The sequence below is a fragment of the Pseudomonas sp. G166 genome, assembly GCF_037027455.2.
In the GTDB taxonomy this organism is placed as follows: Bacteria; Pseudomonadota; Gammaproteobacteria; order Pseudomonadales; family Pseudomonadaceae; genus Aquipseudomonas.
The window spans coordinates 3,202,759-3,224,956 of sequence record NZ_CP146985.1 but is presented as its reverse complement, the minus strand read 5'-3'; the positions used below and the strand labels follow the sequence as shown (position 1 = coordinate 3,224,956).

Genomic DNA, 22,198 nt, shown 5'->3' with positions numbered 1-22,198 from the left:
GGAGAAACAGACAATGCGCGGTCCCGCCATAGTGTTCGACAACGTCTCCCTGCGACTGGGGGGCACGCAAGTGCTTGAAGACGTCAGTTTTAGGGTGGAAGCCGGGGCGCTGCACTGCCTGATCGGCCCGAACGGTGGCGGCAAGACCTCACTGGTGCGCGCCCTGCTGGGCCAGATGCCGCATTCGGGAACGGTCCGCTTCGAGGGCCAGGTCACGACACCCATGGGCTATGTCCCGCAATTGCCGGACTTCGACCGCAACGTGCCGATGACGGTCAACGATCTCATGGCCCTTCTCGGTCAACGCCGGCCGGCCTTCCTGGGGGCCAACCGATCCGCCAAGTCGGCCAATGCCGAGGCCCTGTCTCGTACCGGCATGGCAGGAATGGGCACCAAACCCTTTGGCAGCCTGTCCGGTGGCCAGCGCCAGCGAGTATTGCTGGCCCAGGCGATCAGTCCGGCGCCCTGGTTGCTGATCCTCGACGAACCGACTGCCGGCATCGACGAGTCGGGGGTACGGCTGGTGGAGGCACTGGTGGCCGAGTTGCACGGCCGTGGCGTCACCATCCTGTGGATCAACCATGACCTGGAACAAGTCAGGCGCATCGCCCAATCGGTGACGGTTATCAACCGCAGGGTGCTGTTTCATGGCGCCCCCGACCAAGTCGCATACTCGCTGGAGGGGGCCCAATGAACGCCCTGTACGACTTCATTCGCAACCACCTGCAGGCGCTCGCCGCCAGTGGCATCCTGCCGCAACCGTTCGAGTACGAGTTCGTGATCAATGCCCTGCTCTGCGCAGTGCTCATCGGACCGTTGCTGGGCGTGTTGGGCACGATGGTAATGATCAAGCGCATGGCGTTTTTCAGTCAGTCTGTCGGCAACGCGGCAATGACCGGCGTCGCCATTGGCGTGCTGATCGGCGAATCCTACACCTCCCCCTACTTCTCGATGTTCGGCTTCTGCCTGCTGTTCGCGCTGACGCTCAAGTACACGCAGCATCGCACCACGTTGGCCAATGACACGCTGATCGGTGTGTTCCTGTCCATCTCGCTGGCGGTCGGTGCCTCGCTGTTGCTGTTCGTGTCGGCAAAGATCAACACCCACGTGATGGAAAGCGTGCTGTTCGGCTCCATCCTGGCGGTGGACCACACCGATATGAACGTGCTGCTTGGCGTAACGGCGCTGTGTGCCTTGCTCGGACTGCCGTTGTACAACGGCATGTTGTTGGCCAGCCTCAATCCGAGCCTGGCCCATGCTCGCGGTGTGCGAGTGCGAAGCGTCGAGTACCTGTTTGTGGTGTTGGTCACCCTGGTGACGGTCGCTTGCCTGAAAATCATCGGCGCCGTGCTCGTCGAAGCCCTTCTGCTCATACCGGCGGCGGCGGCACGCAACATCAGCCGTTCGCTCCCGGGGTTGGTCGCGCGCGCCATCCTGATTGCGACCTTTTCCTGCGTGGTTGGCATCCTGGTGCCGATGCAATTCCACATCCCCGTACCAACGGGCGGGGCAATCGTGATAGTCGCCGCCCTGGTATTTGTCGCCACCACCGTCATGCGCGCCACCACGTCCCGGTTCAGGGGGGCCAGCGTATGAATAGGAAAGGGTTCTACAGATCCTGGCTGACGATGCTGGCCCTGTTGCTGGGCCTGCCGTTTTCGGCCTTTGCCGATAACGCAAGGCAGCAGGTGCTTGTCGCCCTGCCTGCCGTGTATGCGCTCACCTCGGCACTCAGCGACGGCACGAACCTTGAGGTCGTCCGTCTTCCAGCGCAAGCTGCGGTGCCCATGGAAAGCCAGGCCAACGCGCTGTCACGCCTGGATGCCAAGGTGTTCCAGCAAGCCGAAGCCGTGGTCACCCTCAGCAGTCTCTGGCGCGCCGACCCGCTGTATGCGGCGGCGCGCCACCACAACCTGCGGATCATCGAGATCGATGCCTCGCACTCATGGGACACGGCCAAACCCAGCGTGGCGGTGACCCGCATACCGTCGCGCGACGTTCCCTGGGCCGCGGCGAGCGATGTCGATGAGAGCCCGTCGCCGTACGCCTGGCTCAGTCCCGTCAACGCCATGCGCATGTCCGCACTGATCGCCGCCGACTTGTCGCGCCTGGCCCCCGCCGATGCGCCGCGAATACAGCGCAACCTCGCCGCACTTGAAGACCGCTTGCGCCGGCTCAAGGCCGACTACGGTGCCCGCCTGAACGCGGTGCCGGATCTGCGCGTGCTGTCGCTGGCCAATGAGTTCATCTACCTGTTCGGCGAATTCAGCGTATTTGTCGACGGCTGGTTCGTGCGACAGGACATCGACTGGAGCGACGCTGACTACGCCGCGCTGACCCACTACCTGCGCGAGCGCGACATTCGCGTGGTGGTCCACAAGTGGGCACCGGACGCCAGGATCGTCAAAGCCATCGAGGACGGGGGCGCGCGGTTGTTGGTACTCGATACGGGCAACCCGGGAGTACTCGCCGACACGGCCAACGGATACGAAGCACTCCTGGGCTCGAACCTGGAAGCCTTGCTGGCGGCCTTCGCCGCAGCTGGCAACGACAACACGAGAGGCGACGGCCAGTCGCCTGCCCAATGATCGATCTTGACGACGAGGCGTTATGAAACCCATAGGTTCAGCACTGCGCATAACGATGGCGGGCGCTCTGGCGTTCTGCCAGGCGAGCTTCGCCCATGGCCCGGTCTTCGATTGCTACATCGAGGGCGATAACCAGGTGAAGTGCGAGGCGGGCTTCACCGATGGCAGCTCGGCCGCCGGCAGAAAAATCCATGTTCAGGACCCAAGCAACAAGGTGTTGCTCGAAGGCGAAGTCGGCAAGGACAACACCTACGCATTCCAGCCCCCCACCGGAAACTACTCCGTGGTGTTCCTCGGTGGCGCCGGCCATGAACTCACGATTCAGTCTTCCGACATTTCAAGGTGAAAGCGACCATGACGTTCAAACGAAAACTGCTCCAAGCCCTTGCCGCTACGACATTCACTGGCTTGGCCGGCGCTGCACACGCCCATTTCCAGATGCTCTACGTGGAAGAAACGGCGCTACAGCGAGCGGAAAACCTCGAGTTCGCGCTGGTGTTCACCCACCCCTTCTCCGGCGGCCCCACCATGGCCATGGGTACACCTCGCGCCTTCAACCACAGCAGCTCCCACGGCGAGGAGAAAATCGACCTGCGCAAATACTTGCGTCCCGTCGAGTGGCAGAGTCGCGACAACCGGACGACGGCCTATCGTGCCTCGATTCCACGGGAGTTGGTGCGTTCACTGGGTGACCATATTTTCGTACTCGAACCCGAGCCTTACCTGGAAACTGAAGAAGATGTCTACATCCAACAGTTCACCAAGTTGATCGTGAACGTGGGTGGAGTCCCCGGAAACTGGTCAGAGCCACAAGGGTTGCCAGTGGAGATCCAGCCACTGAACAAACCTTATGCCAACTGGACGGGAGGCGTGTTCCGCGCCGTGGTGCTGGCCGATGGCAAGCCTGTTCCGTTCGCCGAAATCGAAATCGAATACGTCAACCATTCCGTTGATCTCGAAAAAAACGCCTTCGGCCAGCAAGACTATGTGACGGCACCTCAAGCGTCATTCAAAGCCCTGAGCACCTACGCGGACGCTCAAGGCATCGTGACCATTGGCCTGCCCCGGTCCGGCTGGTGGGGCATCGCGGCGCTCGACATCGGTGCAACGAAGACCCACATGGGCAAGCCCTTGTCGCAAGACGCGGTGCTGTGGGTACAGGCCAGAGACATGAAGTGATCAACGTTCGTGGGTATTTGCAATGGCCCCTCGGACAACGTTCCGAGGGGGCCACCGATGCAATCAATCGATAACGCTGACCACAACTTTTCCCTTCGCCCGTCCTTTCTCGACATAGGCCAGGGCCTGCGCCGTCGCCTCCAACGCAAACGATCGATCCACCACGGGTTTAATGACCCCGGACTCGACGAGCGCGGTAATTTCATGCAACTGCCGGCCGCTTGCCCGCATGAAAACGAACGTGTAGTTGATACCGCGTTTTCGCGCTTTGCTGCGAATGCCGTAGCTCAGTAAACGCGTGACCTGCCTTAGTCCCCAGGACAATCCTTGCCCTTCAGCGAACTGCGGAGTCGGCGGGCCGGAGATGGAAATGAGGTGGCCACCGGGTTTGAGGACCTTGAGGGATTTGGCAAGTACGTCGGAACCGAGGCTGTTGAGAACCACATCGTAGTCCTGCAGGACGGATTCGAAGTCTTGCTTGCTGTAGTCGATGACAAGATCAGCGCCCAAGGCTTTCACCCAATCGACATTGCTCGTGCTGGTTGTCGTGGCGACGAAGGCGCCCAAGTGCTTGGCGAGCTGAATGGCGACCGCTCCCACACCGCCAGAACCTGCGTGAATCAACACCCTCTGGCCTTTTGTCAGTTTGGCGGTCTCCACCAAAACCTGCCACGCCGTCAAACTGACCAAAGGCAGAGAGGCGGCCTGCGCCATATCGAGGTTGCCGGGTTTGAACGCAAGCGCATCTTCCTTCACGCAAGCCAGCTCGGCGAAGGTCCCGATACGATCCTCGCCGAGGCGCGCGTAAACCTCGTCGCCAGGCTTGAAGCGGCAAACCTTTGGACCAACGCGAACGACCACGCCAGCCAAGTCATTACCCAGGACCAGCGGGAAAGAATACGGCAGGATCAGCTTGAACTCGCCGCTCCTTATCTTGAAATCCAGCGGGTTGATACTGGCGGCATGTACCTGGACCAGTACCTCGTCCTCCCCGACTTCAGGGTCGGGCAACTGGCCAATGTGGCCAGTGTCCTTATAGCGTTCGATGAAAAATGCCTTCATGGGAATCGACTCGTTGAAAGAATCATGCGTTCACATCCACCACGGTGCGCCCGCGAACCTTCCCTTCCAGCACTCGGCCGGCGATTGCTGGAACTTCAGCCAAGCCCACGACTTGAGTGGTATGGGCAAGCTTATCCACATCAAGGTCACGCGCCAGTCGTGACCATGCTTGCACGCGGGCACTCTGGGGAGCATTGACAGAGTCGATACCGGCCAGGGTCACGTTACGCAGGATGAACGGCAGCACCGACCCTGGCAGATCTGCCCCCTGGGCCAGCCCGAAAGCAGCGACAACGCCCCGGTATTGGGTTTGTGCCAATGCATTGACCAGGGTATGGCTACCCACAGAATCGATAACGCCCGCCCAGCGCTCCTTGCCAATCGGGGCGCCTGCCTCGGACAGGGTCCGGCGGTCGATGACCTGTTCCGCGCCGAGCGCGTGCAGGTAGTCGGCTTCCTCTTGACGCCCGGTCGAGGCGATCACGCGATACCCCAGGCCCGACAACAGCGCAATCGCCACCGAGCCGGCACCGCCACTGGCGCCAGTGACCAGGATATCGCCGCGCTCGGGGGACAGGCCGCCATGCTCCAACGCCAGTACGCTGAGCATTGCCGTGTAGCCTGCCGTGCCGATGGCCATGGCTTGTTGAGTTGAAAATGCCTCCGGGACCTTCACCAGCCAGTCGCCACTCACCCGCGCTTTCTGCGCGAAGCCACCGTGGTGAGTCTGGCTCAGCCCCCAACCGTTGACCAGCACCCGGTCGCCGGCTGCGAAACCGGGATGGCTGGAGGTCTCGACGATCCCGGCGAAATCAATGCCCGGGATCAATGGGAACTGGCGAATGACCGGCGAGCGGCCGCTCAGGGCCAAGGCGTCCTTGTAGTTCACGGTCGAGTATTCGATCACAACGGTCACGTCGCCTGGCATCAGGTCCTCGTCCTTGAAGTCAACCAGGTGAGTCGCGATTGCATCGCCGGTTTTGGTAGCGAGCAGAGCCTTGAATGTCATTGTTTTCTCCGGTTCGGATGAGCAGGTTATCCGCTGCACACTTAGTAGATGCATCAGGCAAGCAGTGCCTTTTCAAAATCCAGTTGAGGGGCCTGGGGCCCCTTTCGACTGGTGCCATAAATGTAGCCTGCCGCAACGAGCGTGTTAGCCGTGGCTTGCCCGATGAGGCCCCCGTCAGCAGCGCTACAGATTTATTGACCGTCCTGAAAAAACCCTTCAATGCTCGACGTTGGCTCGGTGGGCGGTCTTGAGTCCGGCGATGGGGTATCGCCGGACCCCATCAAAGGTTGCGATACCGCTCCGCTACCTGAGCCTGCCGCAGACCACCCAGGACACCTTGGCGCGCGGCCTGGAAGGCGTCCCAGCTGGCGGCGTCATGCAAGGGCGGAATGGTCACGCCTTCGCGACGGTCGAAACCGACCAGGGCCGCATCCACCAAGTCGCCCACTTCCATGACCTCGGGCAGCGTATTGATGTCGATGCCGGAGCGCTCCCAAATCTCGGTGCGAGTGGCAGCGGGGAGTACTGCCTGTACGTAGACGCCTTTGGAAGAGAGCTCCAGGCTCAGCCCCTGGGAAAGGAACTGCACGAACGCCTTGGTCGCGCCGTAGAGTGTGAATCCGAGCTCGGGCGCCAGGCCAACGACCGAACCGATATTGACGATCGCCCCTTCGCCGGCCTGCACCAGCCTGGGAATGATCGCGTGGGCGAGCCGGGTCAGCGAGGTGATGTTGAGCGCCACCAGTTGCTCAATACTCTCAGGCGTTTGCTCGACGAAGTTTCCCGTGTGGTTTGCACCGGCATTGTTGATCAGAACACCGATGCGAGCGTCATCGCGCAGGCGTGCCTCGACGGTAGCCAGGTCTACTGGCTGGGTCAGGTCGGCCTGGAGGACGTTGACGGTGATGTCGTGCTCCTGGCGCAAACGCGCCGCGAGTGCTTCCAGACGCACCTTGTCGCGCGCCACCAGGACCAGGTCGTGACCGCGTTGGGCAAATCGTTCGGCGTAGGTGGCACCAATGCCGCTGGACGCACCGGTGATGAGGACGGCTGGGGAATGGCTCATGACTTTGCTCTCTTGCTCGATGGGAATCTGCTGTGTGGGTTTGCGGCAGCGATCGGGCGCGGTTTGAGTTCGAGTGATCGGTGCCTGAATTATAGGATGACGATCATAATCTTAATCGTCAACGGTTTTGATGTTGATCAACATCAATGTATATTGGCCCCTGAAAACCAAGGTAGAAACGAGGCATCGGGTTATGAGAGTCACCAAGGCGCAGGCGCAATTAAACCGGGCACACATCGTCGAAACCGCGTCCAGGCTGTTTCGTGAGCGTGGATACGACGGCGTCGGCGTGGCCGATTTGATGGCGGCGGCCGGGTTTACTCATGGGGGGTTCTACAAGCACTTCCGCTCCAAGGCCGATCTAATGGCTGAAGCTGCTGCGTGCGGGCTTTCCCAGTCCATGACCAACTATGCAGGCCTGGGTGCCGCAGCATTTTTCGATCATTACGTGTCCCGGGAACATCGTGATGACCGCAGCGTTGGCTGTACGATGGCGGCCCTCTGCGGGGACGCCGCGCGCCAATCAGATGAGGTCAAGGCGACGTTCGCCGAGGGCATTGAAAACGCCTTGACGGCCCTCGGGCGCACAGCTGCGCAACAGGATGATGAGCAGCGGCAAGCCGCCAGGGCCAAGATGATCGACAGGCTGGCCCGCGCCGTCGGCGCGGTGGTGTTGTCCCGAGCCTGTCCGGATGAATCCCCGCTGGCAGATGAAATTCTCGAGGTCTGCCATCGGCAATTACTCGAATCCCTGGCGCCGTAGGCAACCGTGAGCGCCCTGGATTAAGTGTTCTTTGGAATCCGGGATGCCCAAGACAGGTCAAGGTGCATGAGGTCGCCAGATCCGAAGGCCCGAGGGCTTGTCAGATCGCCGCAGCCAGGTGCTGGAGATGTTCAAACCCCGCTGCTTTAGCGAAGAGGGGCAAGTTCCAGATGACACCATTAGCCCCCCAAGCGCCGTCAGCCACGTCGTGCAGCACGATCGACGTCATCAATTGGCGTTTGTCATCGACAGGTAGCGCTTGCATGAACGCGCTGTGCATCAACTCGACGTAGTTGGCCCTTGAAGCCGCGTCCAGCACCCCCGCGGGGACATAGACCATGGCCATGCAGGGCAGCATTTGCGAGGTCATATCGACGGTGCCACAGGTCCAGGCCCCTGGCTCAACCTCCTCGACAACCACCCAACACAAGAATCGCTTCTTCGGATCATCCGCAATCTGCTCTGCAAGGACGGCGGCATCGTTAATGCTGCGCACCAAGGTCGCTCGCGCTTCACCAGGGAAAGAACCCTTCGGTATTTTTAAAATGATGTTAGGCATGAACAGCTCCAGTGGATGAGAGGTACGGCATTAGGCGCTCAGAACCTGTAGGCTTACAGCGTCCGATTCGACTCCTTTCAGGCCTTTTAAGACAATGCACGACTTCACCATCCTGGTCCTTCCTGGAGCCTATGCGACCAGCGTCGCGGCGACCCTGGATATCTTGAACGCCGCGGTCACGCTAGCGCCGCGACTTAAGGTGACTCGTCCGACCTGGCGCATCGTTTCTGCGCACGGCAAATCGGTATCGTTGAGTGGTGGACTGAGTGTTGAAGCGACACCAATGCCCCGCAGGGTGTCCATCGATCAGAGCATCTGGATCGTTCCAGGGTTGGGTGTCGAGAGCGCCCGTGACGTAGCAGGACGCCTGGCGAGCGACGATGCGCAACGCGCGATCCGGGCCATCAAGGCGCATGGAGCTCATGGCGGCTCAGTGGCGGCATCGTGCACGGGAGTTTTTCTGCTACAGGCTGCGCAGTTGCTCGTGGACCGTCGGGTGACAACTTCATGGTGGTTGGCCGCTGAGTTGCGCCGACTCGAGCCGCGCTGCATTGTCGACGTGGATCGGATGGTGTGCGCCGATGGTCCGGTCATAACAGCGGGAGCGGCCTTCGCCCAAACCGATTTGATGCTTCATTTGTTGCGCTCGCGCTTCGGAGCCCCGCTGGCAGGCGAAGTGGGCCGAATGCTCTTGATTGATGGTCGCCAGGCCCAGTCACCGTTCATCGTTCCGATGATGCTTTCCAACGGCAACGAGTTGATTGCCCGCCTGACCCAACGCATCGAATCAGCGTTGCCGAACCTTCCAAGTGTGGCTGCGCTGGCGGATGAATTTGCCATGTCTACGCGAACGCTCTCACGGCACGTGCAGGCAGCCACGGGCAAGAGCACGCTGGCGCTGGTGCAAAGCGTGCGGCTCAATCGCGCCCGCATGTTGATTGAGACCAGCCGAATGACGATTGAACAGGTCGCCGCGCAGGTGGGTTACGAGGACGCTACCGCCCTGCGTAGGTTGATGCTGAAGGTGTTCGGGGCCAACCCGAGCAAGTTCCGATTGGCGCTGATCGAGGGTTGAGGGGCATCCTCTGCTTGCGAAGAAGATGCCCCCGGCCGTTTAGAACCAGGTTTCCATCTGTATGCCGTATTGCCAAACGCCGCCGGCATTGAAGTCAGACTTGCCGAAGGAATCTGAGGTGCTGTATCTGTCCAGGTCCGAAGACCAGTCCATGACACTGGCAAACACTCGCAGTTCGGGACGTGTGAGCAGGTCCCCGAAATCAGGTTTGAAGGTCGGGGCGACCGTGAACTTCCAGAAATTACCGTCGACCGCATTCCGTTGCAGGTAGCCCTTGGGATCGAGGTCCATGGTTTGCCAGCTCATCTCGTAGGCCATCTCGAAATTGCTGTTGATTTCATTGGCCAAGCGCACGTTCAGTGTCATCCAGCGGTAATCGTCACCCTTGACGTACCGATCCTTGCTCTGTTCGGCCAGCAAGCTGGGGCCGATGCGCCAACCGGGAGCAATCGGGGTTTCGCCGTACAGCGCCAGGCGCAGAGCGCGAGCATCATCGATCAGTTCACCGTCCGAACCGATGTTCTTGACCTCGGCCCCCAGACCTTGCCCGTAGAGCAATGCCGTTTTGAAGAAGCCTTCCCTGCCGAAGAAGTTCTTCTGGTGATTGGCCACCATGCTGTGCAAGCCGGAGTCGGCAGGCGTCAGGCCCGCTTCATTGTTGCGAGTGCCGATGTCGTTTTCCTTGGCGCCGATGGCATTGAACATCCACTGCCACTGCCCGTTATCGAAAAACTGGTTGGAGGTCAGGATGTAGCTCTCCACATCGGCATTGACGCCGCCCTCACTGAACTCGCCGTAGTTACGCCCGATCAATGAGTAATTCGAGCGCCAACTCTTGTTCATCTGCACGTCGTAGATGCCACCTCCGGTGCCAGCCAGGTAGACGACGTCCGAGTCCAACCAGTGAATGTCGAAATTGTCCCGGTCAAAGCGCTTGCCTGCCCACAGGGTCGAGTTCTCGAACACCGAGTTACCCTTGAACGCCGCGATATGGTCCAGTTCGGTAAACACCTGGCGCACGTTCAGGTCGCTTTCGTCGGCCGTCCAGTCGTTGGAGCTTTCCACGCCATCGGCGATGGATACGGTGAATTTTGAGCGGGTCCCGTTCTGCGCGTACTGCTCTTTCGACAGGTCGATACGCATGTAGGTGTCGTCCTCGTTACCGAGTCGCCCGACAGCCCCGCCGACGGAACCGGCCGGGGTGGTATAAGGGCCGCCACGACCGCCTCCCAGCCCATCATTGACCAGCAATCCGGAGCGAGCGTAGCCCTTGAAGCTGAAGCCGTCCGTGAGGTGTGCCCCACTGCCCTGTTTTTCCAGGTTTTGTTGACGGGCTTCGAGCTTTGCCAGTCGTGTGTCCAGCGTCGGCGCGGCAACGTTAGCAGTGGACGCCACCGGTTGGACGGCGGGAGCGGCGAGTTTGAGTTGTTGCAGTTCCCTGGCCAGGGCCTGGGTTTGCTGTTCGGCGGCAGCGGCGCGTTTTTCCGCGGCGCTGGCGCGGGCCTCGAACGCAGCCATGCGCTCTTCCAGCGTCGCAGCGTGAGAGGTGGCCGCCGAGGTGCCGAGCACGCCTGCGAGAAGCCAGCTTGATGCTTTCTGCATGTGGATTTCCCTGTTTTGTTTTTATTTTTCTGTTCCAGCAACGGTCTTTTTTCTCGGTATTTGAATTGTCAAAAACCGCGAAAAAAAGGATGCCTCATCGCAAATACACTGCTACATTTGGCGATGTTAACGTTAACTTTTCTAAAAACAAAAATAAAGAGGGCTTTATGAAACAGCTCAAATCGCTCCTTCCGGCCACGCTGCTCGCCCTTTGTGCCGGGCTTCCATCCCTTTCGACTGCTGCCAATCTGACGATCTCCTGCGGTGCGGTGGGTGCCGAACTGCAACTGTGCAAGGAGGCTGTCGAGACGTGGTCGAAACAGACCGGCAACAACGTCGAAGTGGTTTCCACACCTAATTCGGCCACCGAAAGGTTGTCGTTCTACCAACAGATCCTCAGTGCCCAGTCCAGCGACATCGACATCATTCAAATCGATATGGTGTGGCCGGGGATGCTGGCCAAACATCTGATGGACCTGCGCGAAGTGCTCCCCGCCAACGCGACCCAGGGCTATTTCCAAGCCCAGGTGGATAACGCCACGGTGAATGGGCGGCTGGTGACAATGCCTTGGTTCACCGATTCGGGCCTGCTGTATTACCGCAAGGACTTGCTCGATAAGTACCACAAGCAAGTACCCCAGACCTGGGAGGAAATGACTGTCATCGCGCGGGATGTCCAGCAGGCCGAGCGCACCGCCGGAAACGCCAATGCCTGGGGTTACATCTTTCAGGGCCGTGCCTACGAAGGCCTGACGTGTAATGCACTGGAGTGGATCAGCAGCCAACCGCACGGTGGGCTGGTCAATCCACAAGGCGACATCGTGGTGAACAGCGCGGCCTCAAGAGCGGCGTTGACGTTGGCCAAGAGTTGGGTGGGCGACATCTCCCCGCGTGGCGTACTCAACTACACCGAGGAAGAAGGCCGTGGCGTATTCCAGTCGGGCAATGCGCTGTTCATGCGCAACTGGCCGTATGTCTGGGCGCTGGTGCAAAGCCCGGACAGCGCCGTAAAAGACAAGGTCGGCGTCGCCCCCCTGCCCCGCGGTGGCGAGACGGGCACCCACGCGTCTACCCTCGGTGGCTGGGGCTTGGCGGTGTCGCGATACAGCGCCAACCCCAAGCTGGCCGCAGAACTGGTGAGCTACCTGAGCAGCGCCCAACAGCAGAAACATCGTGCCCTGGTCGGCGCCTATAACCCGGTGATCGAGTCGCTTTATCAAGATCCGGAGTTGCTCGCGGCAATGCCTTACTACAGCCAGCTGCACAGCATCCTCAATGATGGGGTCATGCGCCCCGCCTCAATTACCGCCGATCGCTATCCACGGGTTTCCAATGCCTTCTTCGATCAGGTGCATGGCGTGCTGGCCGGCGAGTTGCCGGTCGATCAGGCGCTGGCCGAACTGGAAAGCGAGCTGACGCGCATCAAACGCCGGAACTGGTAAGCCACAAGGAAGGAAATCACCATGTCTGTCTCCACTACCCTGGCCCCCAGTGACGAGCTGCTGCTCGTCCGGGAAACGCCAGTACAACGCCGTCGGGTCCGCGCCGCCTGGCTGTTCCTGACACCGATGTTGCTGTGCCTGGCCCTGGTGGCGGCCTGGCCGCTGCTGCGCACATTCTGGTTCAGCCTGACCGACGCCAGCCTGGCCGACACTGGCGATGCAACCTTCATCGGCCTGAGTAATTATCTGTTCCACAGCAGCACCGGCTGGTCCGGCATCCTGGTCGACCCTCAATGGTGGAATGCGGTGCGCAACACCCTGCATTTCACCGTGGTGTCAGTGGGGCTGGAGATCGTACTGGGATTGCTGGTGGCGTTGTTGCTAAACGTCAACTTCAGCGGTCGTGCCCTGGTGCGGGCGCTGATTCTGATTCCCTGGGCAATTCCGACCATTGTCTCGGCGAAGATCTGGTCATGGATGCTCAATGACCAGTTCGGCATCATCAATCATCTGATGCTCAGCCTCGGCCTGATTGATGCCCCCCTGGCCTGGACGGCGGACGCCGACCTGTCGATGTGGGCCGTGATCATCGTCGACGTCTGGAAGACCGTGCCTTTTGTCACGCTGCTGATGTTGGCAGCCTTGCAGATGTTGCCGGGCGACTGCTACGAAGCCGCCAGGGTCGATGGCATTCACCCGCTGAAGGTGTTCTGGCGGGTCACCCTGCCCCTGCTGATGCCCGCGCTGCTGGTGGCGGCGATCTTCCGCATTCTCGACTCATTGCGCGTGTTTGACGTCATCTATGTGCTGACCTCGAACTCGTCGAGCACCATGAGCATGTCGGTCTATGCCCGCCAGCACCTGGTGGAGTTCCAGGACGTCGGTTACGGCAGCGCGGCCTCGACCTTGCTGTTTCTGGTGGTTGCGGTGATCGCCATGGTTTATCTGTACCTCGGACGCCGGCAAATGGAGGTGCGCTCATGAGCCCACGCCTATTGAAAAAAGCACTGTTGCGCCTCGGCTTCTGGTGCCTGATCGGGATTTTGCTGCTGTATGCGGTGTTCCCTTTCTACTACGCCATTGTGACTTCGTTGAAGCCCTCCAGCGCCTTGTTCCAAGTGAGCTACTGGATCGACAACCCCGACTTCTCCAACTATGCCGCCGTGCTCCACCAGGCCTCGTTCCTGCGGGCGATCGGTAACTCGCTGGTGGTTGCGCTATGTGTGGTCACACTGGCGCTGTTCCTCAGCCTGACCGCGGCTTATGCCTTGGGCCGGGTGAAGTTTCGTGGCCGCGGTACGGTCCTGATGATGGTCCTTGGCGTGTCGATGTTTCCCCAGGTCGCGGTGCTGTCGGGGTTGTTCGAAGTGATCCGTGCCCTGGGCCTGTACAACACATCTTGGGCACTGATCCTGAGCTACACGATTTTCACCCTGCCCTTCACCGTCTGGGTGCTGACCACGTTCATGGGCCAACTACCCCATGAACTGGAAGAGGCGGCGATCATGGACGGCGCTTCGCCCTGGGTCACCCTGACCCGCGTGTTGCTCCCGCTGCTCTGGCCCGCACTGGTCACCACCGGCCTGCTGGCGTTCATTGCCGCGTGGAACGAGTTCCTGTTTGCCCTGACCTTCACCCTCACTGACACACAACGCACGGTGCCGGTGGCCATCGCCCTGATTTCCGGCGGCAGCCCCCATGAACTGCCCTGGGGGCTGTTGATGGCCGCTTCGGTGCTGGTCACCGTCCCATTGGTGATTCTGGTGCTGATCTTCCAGCGCCGAATCGTTTCCGGCCTCACTACCGGCGCGTTAAAGGGTTGATGCCCAACAAAGACAAGGAACAGCATCGTGATCAAGTTGAAGCTAGACAACGTGAACAAGCAATTGGGCGGCGTGCGCATTCTCCGTGATGTCAGCCTGGATATCGCCGCCGGTGAATTCGTGGTGTTCGTCGGCCCCTCGGGCTGTGGAAAATCGACCCTGCTGCGTCTGATCGCCGGGCTGGATTCGATCTGCGCCGGCGACCTGCTGATCGACGGGCGCCGGGTCAATGACCTGGAGCCACGCGAACGTGGCGTCGGCATGGTGTTTCAATCGTATGCGCTCTACCCGCACATGAGCGTCTACGACAACATCAGTTTTGGTCTCAAACTGGCCAAGACCGAAAAGACCAGCCTGCGTGAGCGCGTGTTGAAAACCGCGCAAATCCTGCAATTGGACAAACTGCTGCAGCGTAAACCCAAGGAGCTGTCGGGCGGACAGCGTCAGCGAGTGGCCATGGGCAGGGCCATGGCGCGGGAGCCGGACATCTTGCTGTTCGATGAGCCGCTGTCCAACCTGGACGCCTCCTTGCGGGTGCAAATGCGTAACGAAATCGCCCGGCTGCATGCTCGACTGGGCACGACCATGATCTACGTCACCCACGACCAGGTCGAAGCGATGACCCTGGCTGACAAAATTGTCGTGCTCAATGGTGGTCGCATCGAGCAGGTCGGCTCGCCACGTGAGCTCTATGAGCGCCCCGCCACCCGCTTTGTCGCCGGCTTCCTGGGTTCGCCCAAAATGAATTTCCTTCCAGCATTCCTGCATACGCCGGGTGAAACCAGCCTGGTTGAAAGCCTCGTATTGGGGAGGACTTCCCTGCCCTTCGACAGCTCGGGCATGACCGCGAACACGCAACTGAGCCTGGGAGTTCGCCCGGAGCATGTTGCGCTCAAAGCGGCGCAAGGCGCCGCTGGCATTGCCGTGACCGTTGTCGAATACCTGGGCAGCGAAACCTATGTGCACCTCGATACCGGTCAGCAAGAGCCGCTGATCTGTCGCTGTGAGGTCAACGCCGGGTGGCGGGTGGGCGATCGGGTCGAATTGCAGCTGGAGATCGCCAATCTGCATCTGTTCGATGCCGACGGCACGGCCCTGGGTCGCCCGCCACAAGCCATAAAAAACTCGTCGGATGACGCCACCTTGCGCTCGGTACGAGCAGGCGCCCTATGACTGTGTCTGTAAATGCCATGAGTGCTCCAATGTCCGCGTCCCTTGAACTTGCGCAGCAGGCGCTGAGAGATGGCCTGTCTCGCGTCACCGACGACTATCGCCCCGATTATCATCTGGCCCCACCGGTGGGCTGGATGAACGACCCGAATGGGGTGGTGTACTTCCAGGGCGAGTATCACGTGTTCTATCAACACCACCCCTTCGATGCGAAATGGGGCCCGATGTATTGGGGGCATGCCAAGAGTGCCGACCTGGTCCATTGGCAACACCTGCCCATCGCGCTGGCGCCGGGCGATGACTTTGACCGCGACGGTTGCTTTTCCGGCAGCGCGGTGGTGTGTGGCGACACCCTGGCGTTGATCTACACCGGGCACACCTGGCTGGGGGAAGTGGGTGACGAACGCCTGATCCGTCAAGTCCAATGCCTGGCCACCAGCGTCGATGGCATCCGGTTCATCAAACATGGCGCCGTCATCGAGCGCGCACCGCAAGACGCGATCATGCATTTTCGTGATCCCAAGGTCTGGAAAGAAGATGACTATTGGTACCTGATTGCCGGCGCACGCCTGGGCGATACCCCCCTGCTGCCGTTGTACCGCTCCACCGATCTTCACGCCTGGGAGTTCCTCGACTATGTGTCCAGGGGCAGCGAGGGTGATGGCTACATGTGGGAGTGCCCGGATCTGTTTCGCCTCGATGGTCGCGATGTGCTGCTGTACTCCCCCCAAGGCATGCAACCTGAGGGTTATGACCGGCTCAACAAGTACCAGACCGGTTATCGCGTGGGCCGACTCGATAGCCAGTGGCACTTCAGCGGCGGGCCGTTTATCGAACTGGATAACGGTCATGACTTCTATGCTGCGCAAACGTTGGTGGCCGCCGATGGTCGACGCCTGGTTTGGGCCTGGCTCGACATGTGGGAAAGCCCGATGCCGAGCCAGGCTCATCACTGGTGCGGCATGCTCGGTTTACCCCGTGAGCTGCAGTTGCAGGCCGATCGCCTCAGAGTATTTCCGGCCCGGGAACTGGCGGCGTTGCGCAAGGCGCCGCTGCCGGGCACACCGGCGTGGGATGAATCGGGCAGCCAGTGGGTGCCACAGATCAACGGCGACAGACTCGAGATCCATGTGCATCTGGATTTGCTCGACTGCACCGAAGGCCACCTGGGCATTGCCTTGCGGTGCAGTGCCGAGGGCGATGAACAAACCCTGCTTTATTACGATGCGTCATTGCAGCGCCTGGTACTCGACCGCAGTCGTTCGGGGGCGCAGGTCAGCGGTCAGCGCAGCGTGGCGGTCGACCGGGCCCAAGCACACCTGCAACTGCGAGTGTTCCTGGATCGCTCGTCCATCGAGGTGTTTGAGGAAAACGGCCTCTTCAGCCTCAGCAGCCGCCTCTATCCGCGGCCCGACAGCCTGGGGGTGAAATTGCTGGGCAGTGGGGCCGGCGGGCGCGTCTGGATCAGCAGCGCTTGGCCGCTGGCTTCAGGGTGGTTATGAGCATCGTCATTCGAGTCGCGAGAAGCCCGGGCCCTGTGTCATGATTCGGCGTCAACCTGACTGGCCTCACCTCGCATGACTTCAGTGAAAGACGTTGCACAGCTGGCCGGCGTATCCCTGATGACGGTTTCTCGAGCGCTCAACAACCCGGAAAAGCTGAGCCCCGAAACCCTTCAGCGGGTGCGCCGCGCCATTGACGAACTGCAATTCGTACCGAGCCTGTCGGCGCGCAAGATGCGCGGCGACAACTTGCAGTCGCGCACCATCGGGGTGTTCGCACTGGACACCGCGACCACCCCCTTCGCGGTCGAGCTGCTGCTGTCCATCGAACAGACCGCGCAGCAAGCCGGTTGGAACGTATTTATCCTCAACTTGTTGAGCAACCCGCCCACCGACCAGAACATCGACCTGATGCTGTCGCATCGTCCTGACGGGTTGATCTTCAGTGCCATGGGGTTGCGCCAGGTGAGCATTCCCGAGCGTTTGAAAAGCAAGCCGCTGGTACTCGCCAATTGCCTGGCCGATGACAGTCGCCTGGTCAGTTATGTGCCAGATGATGCGTCGGGGCAGTATCGAGCCGTGCATCATGCCTTGAGCCAAGGCTATCGGCGCCCGTTGTGTATCAATCTGCCGAAAAAGAGCCTGGCCTGGGGCCTTCGACAAGAAGGTCTGCAGCGCGCCTGCCAGGCATTCGGGCTGGCGCCTGAGGCACTGTTGCAATACGACCTTTCTGATCACGATGCCTACGGTGAAACCGCCGCCATCCTTGACCGGCACATCATCGAAGGTCGGCCGCAATTCGACATTCTGATCTGCGGCAACGACCGTATTGCCTTTTGTGCCTATCAGCTATTGTTGGGCCGTGGCCTGAAGATTCCCGGGGACGTGGCCGTGCTCGGCTATGACAACATGATCGGCATCGCCGAACTGTTCATCCCGCCACTGACCACGGTCCAGTTGCCGTACTACGAGATAGGGCGCCAGGCGGCCCGGCACTTGATCGAGAGCCTCGAGGTGTCGGGCGCACAGCCAGTGGATTGCCCACTGGTGGTCAGGGCGTCGCTATAGGCTCAAGCGGCAACGCCCAGCGCGTGCCGCACACAAGGCCGTTTTATCAAGCGACCAAGTCGTTGGCAGTGAAGGTGTTGACACCCACCAACTGAATCTCGAAATCCGCTCCCAGATCGCCGTTGATGTTGCCGGAAAGCACGTTATCGACGAAGCGCAGTTGCCCTACCCCCGTGAAATCGTTCGAATCGATGAAAGTGAACTTTTCAAACAGCGTCGTCGGGGCATTGGCGTCCAGTTTCGACAGGTCAACCTTATCGCCCTGAAGGCTGCTGAAGTCGAAAATAGTGTCGCGGGCACTTCCCAGGCCCAACTCATTCAAGAAGCTGAAAACAAAACGGTCAGCGCCATCGCCACCGGTCAAGGTGTCAGCCCCCATGCCGCCGATCAGCGTGTCATTGCCTGCACCGCCGTTGAGTTGATCGTTACCTGCCCCGCCGCTCAGAACGTTGTTACCGGTGTTGCCGGTCAACACGTTGTCCAGCCCGTTGCCGGAGCCATTGAGGTGGGCAGCACCGGTGAGCGTGAGATTTTCCAGGTTGGCGCCCAGGCTCCAGTTCACCGAAGAGCGCACGGTATCGATTTCGCTGGCCAGGGTGCTGGTTTCACTGACGATGTCCTTGAGGTTGTCGACAATGTAGGTGTCGTTGCCGGTACCACCGATGAGGGTGTCGATACCGGCACCACCGTCCAGGATATCGGCACCGGCCTGACCATTGAGCACGTTGGCAGCACTGTTACCGATCAGGCTGTTGTCCGAGGCGTTACCGACCAGATTGACGGCGGCAACGCCGAGCAACTGACCATCCTCGACGTTGGCCGACAAGGTATAGCTGACCGAGCTGCGTATCAGGTCGCGGCCTTCGTCCGCGGCTTCGATGACCTTGTCGCCGAGGTTGTCGATGACATAGGTGTCATTGTCGGCACCGCCAATCAAGGTATCGGCACCCGCGCCACCGTCGAGGACATCACTGCCGAGCCCGCCCCGAAGGGTGTTCGCGAACGCATTGCCGATCAGGCGGTTATCCAGGTCGTTGCCCATCACGGTGAACAGCCCTGCGCCGCTCAGGGTGGCGTTCTCAACATTGCGCAAATTACTGAGGCTCAGGTCAACGACGTTGCTCAGCGAGGTGGCGGCGTAAGTGATGGTCAGGCTGTCGAGCCCCTGATCGGAGCCCTCTTGCAACAGCGTCAGTTCACCGGCCTGGTCGAGCACATAGGTGTCATTGCCCGCGCCACCGATCAGCGTGTCTCGCCCGGCACCGCCGTTCAGCACGTTGTCACCGGCGTTGCCGATCAACACGTTGCCCAGCGCGTTGCCAGTGCCATTGATATGGGCACTGCCCGTCAGTGTGAGGTTTTCCAGGTTGGCGCCCAGGCTCCAGGTTACCGAAGCACGCACGGTGTCGATTTCGCTGGCCAGGGTGCTGGTTTCGCTGATCAGGTCCTTGAGGTTGTCGACCACGTAAATGTCATTGCCAGTACCGCCGATCAACGTGTCGATACCGCTGCCGCCGTCGAGCGTATTGGCGCCGGCATTGCCTGTGATGCGGTTGTTCAGCGCATTGCCAGTGCCGTTGATATTGCCGCTGCCACTGAGCGTCAGGACCTCGAGATTGCTGCCGAGGGTGTAGCTGATTGAAGAGATAACGCTGTCGATTTCCGTGAGCGAGGCGCCTCGCTCAATGACCGTGTCGCCGAGGTTGTCGACGACATAGGTATCATTGCCTGCGCCACCATCGAGTTGGTCGCCGCCTGCCCCACCGTTCAATACGTTGTTACCGGCGTTGCCGATCAACACGTTGTCCAGGGCATTGCCGGTGCCATTGAGATGGGCAATGCCGGTCAGCGTGAGGTTTTCCAGGTTGGCCCCCAGGCTCCAGCTCACCGAGGCGCGCACGGTGTCGATTTCACTGGCCAGGGTGCTGGTTTCGTTGATGACGTCCCTGAGGTTGTCGACGATGTAGGTGTCGTTGCCTGTGCCACCGATCAGCGTGTCGATACCGGCACCGCCGTCCAGGATGTCGGCACCGTCCAAGCCGTTGAGCACGTTGGCGGCACTGTTGCCGATCAGGCTGTTGTCCGAGGCGTTGCCGACCAGATTGAGGGCGGCAACGCCGAGCAGCTGACCATCCTCGACGTTGGCCGACAAGGTATGGCTGACCGAGGTACGTACCTGGTCGCGGCCTTCGTCGGCAAGCTCAATGACGCTGTCGCCGAGGTTGTCGAGCATGTAGATGTCGTTGCCGGCACCACCAATCAGCGTGTCCCGCCCAAGACCGCCGTTGAGCAGGTTGTTGCCGGCATTGCCGGTCAACACGTTATTCAGGGCATTACCGGTGCCATTGAGGTGGGCCGCGCCGGTCAGCGTGAGATTTTCCAGGTTGGCGCCCAGGCTCCAGCTCAAGGAGGCGCGCACGGTGTCGATTTCGCTGGCCAGAATGCTGGTTTCGCTGATGACGTCCTTGAGGTTGTCGACCACGTAGGTGTCGTTGCCGGCACCACCGGCCAGCGTATCGATGCCGCTGCCGCCGTCCAGGACGTTGGCGCCGGCGTTGCCGGTGATACGGTTGTTCAGCGCATTGCCGGTACCGTTGATATTGCCGCTGCCGCTGAGCGTCAGGACCTCGAGATTGCTGCCGAGGGTGTAGCTGACAGAGGAGATAACGCTATCGATTTCGGTGAGCGAAACACCTCGTTCAATGACCGTATCACCGAGGCTGTCGATGACGTAGGTGTCATTGCCTGCCCCGCCGTCGAGGGTATCCGCACCGCCCAGGCCATTGAGGACGTTGGCGGCGCTGTTGCCGACCAGGTTGTTGTCCAAGGCGTTGCCGACAAGATTGAGGGCGGCAATGCCGAGCAGTTGGCCATCCTCGACGTTGGCCGACAAGGTATGGCTGACCGAAGTGCGTACCAGGTCGCGGCCTTCGCCGGCGAGTTCGATGACGCTGTCACCGAGGTTGTCGAGCAGATAGGTGTCATTGCCGGCGCCGCCGACCAGCCTGTCCTGCCCGATACCGCCGTTCAGTACGTTGTCGCCCGTGTTGCCGGTCAGCACATTGCCCAGCGCATTGCCGGTGCCGTTGAGGTTTGCGCTGCCGGTCAGCGTAAGGTTTTCCAGGTTGGCGCCCAGGCTCCAGGTCACCGAGGACCGCACGGTGTCGATTTCGCTGGCCAGGGTGCTGGTTTCGCTGACCACATCCGCGAGATTGTCGACGACGTAGGTATCATTGCCTGCCCCGCCGATCATGGTGTCTTTGCCGGCGCCACCATTTAGAAGGTTGCCCAGCGCATTGCCAATCAGGGTGTCGTCATTCGCCGAGCCAACGGCGTTTTCGATTTTGGCGCCGTAAGCAATCGCCAACCCTTCATTGAAGGCCGCCCCGGTCTTGAGGTTGGTGAAGGCCTGGCCGATTTTACTGAACTGGCCTTCATTCAGGTTGATGCGAACGGCACCCGCCTGATTGCTTGCATCAATGGTGTCATTGCCGCCCGCGTCCCAGATCGTCTCGAACACCGATTGACCAGTTGCCCAGCTATACGTGGTGTTACCTGTCTGCCACTGGGTGTTGGCGCCATAGAGACTCTGGATGGCGGCGATGTCCAGCAACATCGGCGTGGTTGGCTCATAGGAGTACCCAGTGTTGTAACTCATGATCGTGTAGCGCACGTCATCGAACTGAGCAGAAAGCACCGTGGGATTTGACAGGCCTTTGGAGAACGGATGCTTGAGGCCCAGCGCGTGGCCGATCTCATGCATGAAGACCAGGTAGTCGTAGGAGCCCTTGTCGGGTGTCGGATCGTTCGTGACCGGCCCCAACCAGACATCGCCAGCGGCGGCCGTCCTGCCGGGAAAATAGCCCCAGGCAGCGGTGTCGTCGTCCATCCATTTATAGCCGCCGAACCGCAAGTCACCAACATTGGTAGAGGATTCGGTGACTTGAGTGAATTGAATATTGGCGACCGAACTCCACGCACCAAGCGAACTGATAATGCCGTCTTGCTGCGCTGACGTCACCACGTAGCCGCCCAGGTATTCGCTCTCACCACTGTAATTGGTGGAGAAATAGGAATCCGCCGTCATGAAGCTGTACGTCAAGGACGTACCCGTGATCGCGCTGCCACTCCAATAAGTGCCGTAAAGCAAGCTGTTGACCTGTGCGTTAGTGGTCAGCTTTGCGTACGAAATAGAGGAGTAACCAATTGGACTGGGCATACGGGCTTCCTGAAATCGATCTGCGACCCTTCCTGGGATGCGGCCGCTACAAAGGTTTATTTTGCCTGAGA

The 22,198-nt window shown here is 60.4% G+C and carries 19 protein-coding genes; 13 read left to right on the top strand and 6 right to left on the bottom strand.

The window, feature by feature from the left end; genetic code table 11:
• Positions 1 to 13 precede the first annotated feature (13 nt).
• The 5 genes from SGN16_RS14010 to SGN16_RS13990 are packed head-to-tail and all read left to right on the top strand — an operon-like array spanning position 14 to position 3,767.
• Positions 14 to 694, top strand: coding sequence for a metal ABC transporter ATP-binding protein (locus tag SGN16_RS14010; protein ID WP_246883124.1), 681 nt, complete (start codon positions 14 to 16; stop codon positions 692 to 694).
• The gene (locus SGN16_RS14005) at positions 691 to 1,596 is read left to right on the top strand and encodes a metal ABC transporter permease (RefSeq protein ID WP_210644941.1); all 906 of its coding nucleotides are present in this window, start codon (positions 691 to 693) and stop codon (positions 1,594 to 1,596) included. The genes SGN16_RS14010 and SGN16_RS14005 overlap by 4 nt, the downstream gene beginning before the upstream one ends.
• Positions 1,593 to 2,588: a zinc ABC transporter substrate-binding protein gene (locus tag SGN16_RS14000; RefSeq protein WP_335944744.1), complete on the top strand. Its 996-nt coding sequence runs from the start codon at positions 1,593 to 1,595 to the stop codon at positions 2,586 to 2,588. Before SGN16_RS14005 ends, SGN16_RS14000 begins: the two co-directional genes overlap by 4 nt.
• Positions 2,589 to 2,610: 22 nt before the next feature.
• A complete protein-coding gene (locus SGN16_RS13995; protein ID WP_335944743.1) occupies positions 2,611 to 2,934 on the top strand; it encodes a hypothetical protein in 324 nt (107 codons plus the stop codon).
• Positions 2,935 to 2,942: 8 nt separating this feature from the next.
• The gene (locus tag SGN16_RS13990) at positions 2,943 to 3,767 is read left to right on the top strand and encodes a DUF4198 domain-containing protein (RefSeq protein WP_335944742.1); all 825 of its coding nucleotides are present in this window, start codon (positions 2,943 to 2,945) and stop codon (positions 3,765 to 3,767) included.
• Between the two features lie 63 nt (positions 3,768 to 3,830).
• Here SGN16_RS13990 and SGN16_RS13985 read toward each other — a convergent pair whose 3' ends face one another.
• The 3 genes from SGN16_RS13985 to SGN16_RS13975 form a co-directional block, all read right to left on the bottom strand.
• Entirely contained in the window at positions 3,831 to 4,829 is a 999-nt protein-coding gene (locus SGN16_RS13985; protein WP_210644932.1) for an NADP-dependent oxidoreductase, read from the bottom strand.
• Between the two features lie 22 nt (positions 4,830 to 4,851).
• The gene (locus SGN16_RS13980; protein ID WP_210644930.1) at positions 4,852 to 5,838 is read right to left on the bottom strand and encodes an MDR family oxidoreductase; all 987 of its coding nucleotides are present in this window, start codon (positions 5,836 to 5,838) and stop codon (positions 4,852 to 4,854) included.
• Positions 5,839 to 6,118: 280 nt separating this feature from the next.
• Positions 6,119 to 6,904 (bottom strand): SDR family oxidoreductase, encoded by a 786-nt coding sequence (locus SGN16_RS13975; RefSeq protein ID WP_335944741.1) that lies wholly within the window; start codon positions 6,902 to 6,904, stop codon positions 6,119 to 6,121.
• Between the two features lie 193 nt (positions 6,905 to 7,097).
• Here SGN16_RS13975 and SGN16_RS13970 point away from each other — a divergent pair, with 193 nt between their 5' ends.
• Positions 7,098 to 7,667: a TetR family transcriptional regulator gene (locus SGN16_RS13970; RefSeq protein ID WP_335944740.1), complete on the top strand. Its 570-nt coding sequence runs from the start codon at positions 7,098 to 7,100 to the stop codon at positions 7,665 to 7,667.
• Between the two features lie 100 nt (positions 7,668 to 7,767).
• On the opposite strand, the gene SGN16_RS13965 is transcribed toward SGN16_RS13970, so the two are convergent.
• Positions 7,768 to 8,226: a tautomerase gene (locus SGN16_RS13965; protein WP_335944739.1), complete on the bottom strand. Its 459-nt coding sequence runs from the start codon at positions 8,224 to 8,226 to the stop codon at positions 7,768 to 7,770.
• A gap of 94 nt (positions 8,227 to 8,320) precedes the next feature.
• On the opposite strand from SGN16_RS13965, the gene SGN16_RS13960 reads away from it, so the two are divergent.
• Complete coding sequence (locus SGN16_RS13960) at positions 8,321 to 9,301, top strand: helix-turn-helix domain-containing protein (protein WP_335944738.1); 981 nt, start codon at positions 8,321 to 8,323, stop codon at positions 9,299 to 9,301.
• 39 nt (positions 9,302 to 9,340) lie between these two features.
• Here SGN16_RS13960 and SGN16_RS13955 read toward each other — a convergent pair whose 3' ends face one another.
• Entirely contained in the window at positions 9,341 to 10,903 is a 1,563-nt protein-coding gene (locus SGN16_RS13955) for a carbohydrate porin (RefSeq protein WP_335944737.1), read from the bottom strand.
• Between the two features lie 167 nt (positions 10,904 to 11,070).
• Between SGN16_RS13955 and SGN16_RS13950 the strand changes: the two genes are divergently transcribed.
• From SGN16_RS13950 to SGN16_RS13925, 6 genes are all read left to right on the top strand, one after another.
• Entirely contained in the window at positions 11,071 to 12,345 is a 1,275-nt protein-coding gene (locus SGN16_RS13950) for an ABC transporter substrate-binding protein (protein WP_335944736.1), read from the top strand.
• Positions 12,346 to 12,366: 21 nt separating this feature from the next.
• Entirely contained in the window at positions 12,367 to 13,329 is a 963-nt protein-coding gene (locus SGN16_RS13945) for a sugar ABC transporter permease (RefSeq protein ID WP_210644922.1), read from the top strand.
• Positions 13,326 to 14,168 carry a carbohydrate ABC transporter permease gene (locus SGN16_RS13940; RefSeq protein ID WP_210644919.1) on the top strand — a complete coding sequence of 281 codons (843 nt, stop codon included), beginning with the start codon at positions 13,326 to 13,328 and terminating at the stop codon, positions 14,166 to 14,168. The genes SGN16_RS13945 and SGN16_RS13940 overlap by 4 nt, the downstream gene beginning before the upstream one ends.
• A gap of 27 nt (positions 14,169 to 14,195) precedes the next feature.
• Positions 14,196 to 15,341, top strand: coding sequence for a sn-glycerol-3-phosphate ABC transporter ATP-binding protein UgpC (ugpC, locus tag SGN16_RS13935; protein ID WP_335944735.1), 1,146 nt, complete (start codon positions 14,196 to 14,198; stop codon positions 15,339 to 15,341).
• A complete protein-coding gene (locus SGN16_RS13930; RefSeq protein ID WP_335944734.1) occupies positions 15,338 to 16,840 on the top strand; it encodes a glycoside hydrolase family 32 protein in 1,503 nt (500 codons plus the stop codon). The genes ugpC and SGN16_RS13930 overlap by 4 nt, the downstream gene beginning before the upstream one ends.
• Before the next feature lie 75 nt (positions 16,841 to 16,915).
• Positions 16,916 to 17,908 carry a LacI family DNA-binding transcriptional regulator gene (locus SGN16_RS13925; RefSeq protein ID WP_335944733.1) on the top strand — a complete coding sequence of 331 codons (993 nt, stop codon included), beginning with the start codon at positions 16,916 to 16,918 and terminating at the stop codon, positions 17,906 to 17,908.
• 46 nt (positions 17,909 to 17,954) lie between these two features.
• Here the strand turns inward: SGN16_RS13925 and SGN16_RS13920 are convergent, their stop codons facing one another.
• The gene (locus SGN16_RS13920) at positions 17,955 to 22,127 is read right to left on the bottom strand and encodes a M10 family metallopeptidase (protein WP_335944732.1); all 4,173 of its coding nucleotides are present in this window, start codon (positions 22,125 to 22,127) and stop codon (positions 17,955 to 17,957) included.
• Positions 22,128 to 22,198: the final 71 nt, after the last annotated feature.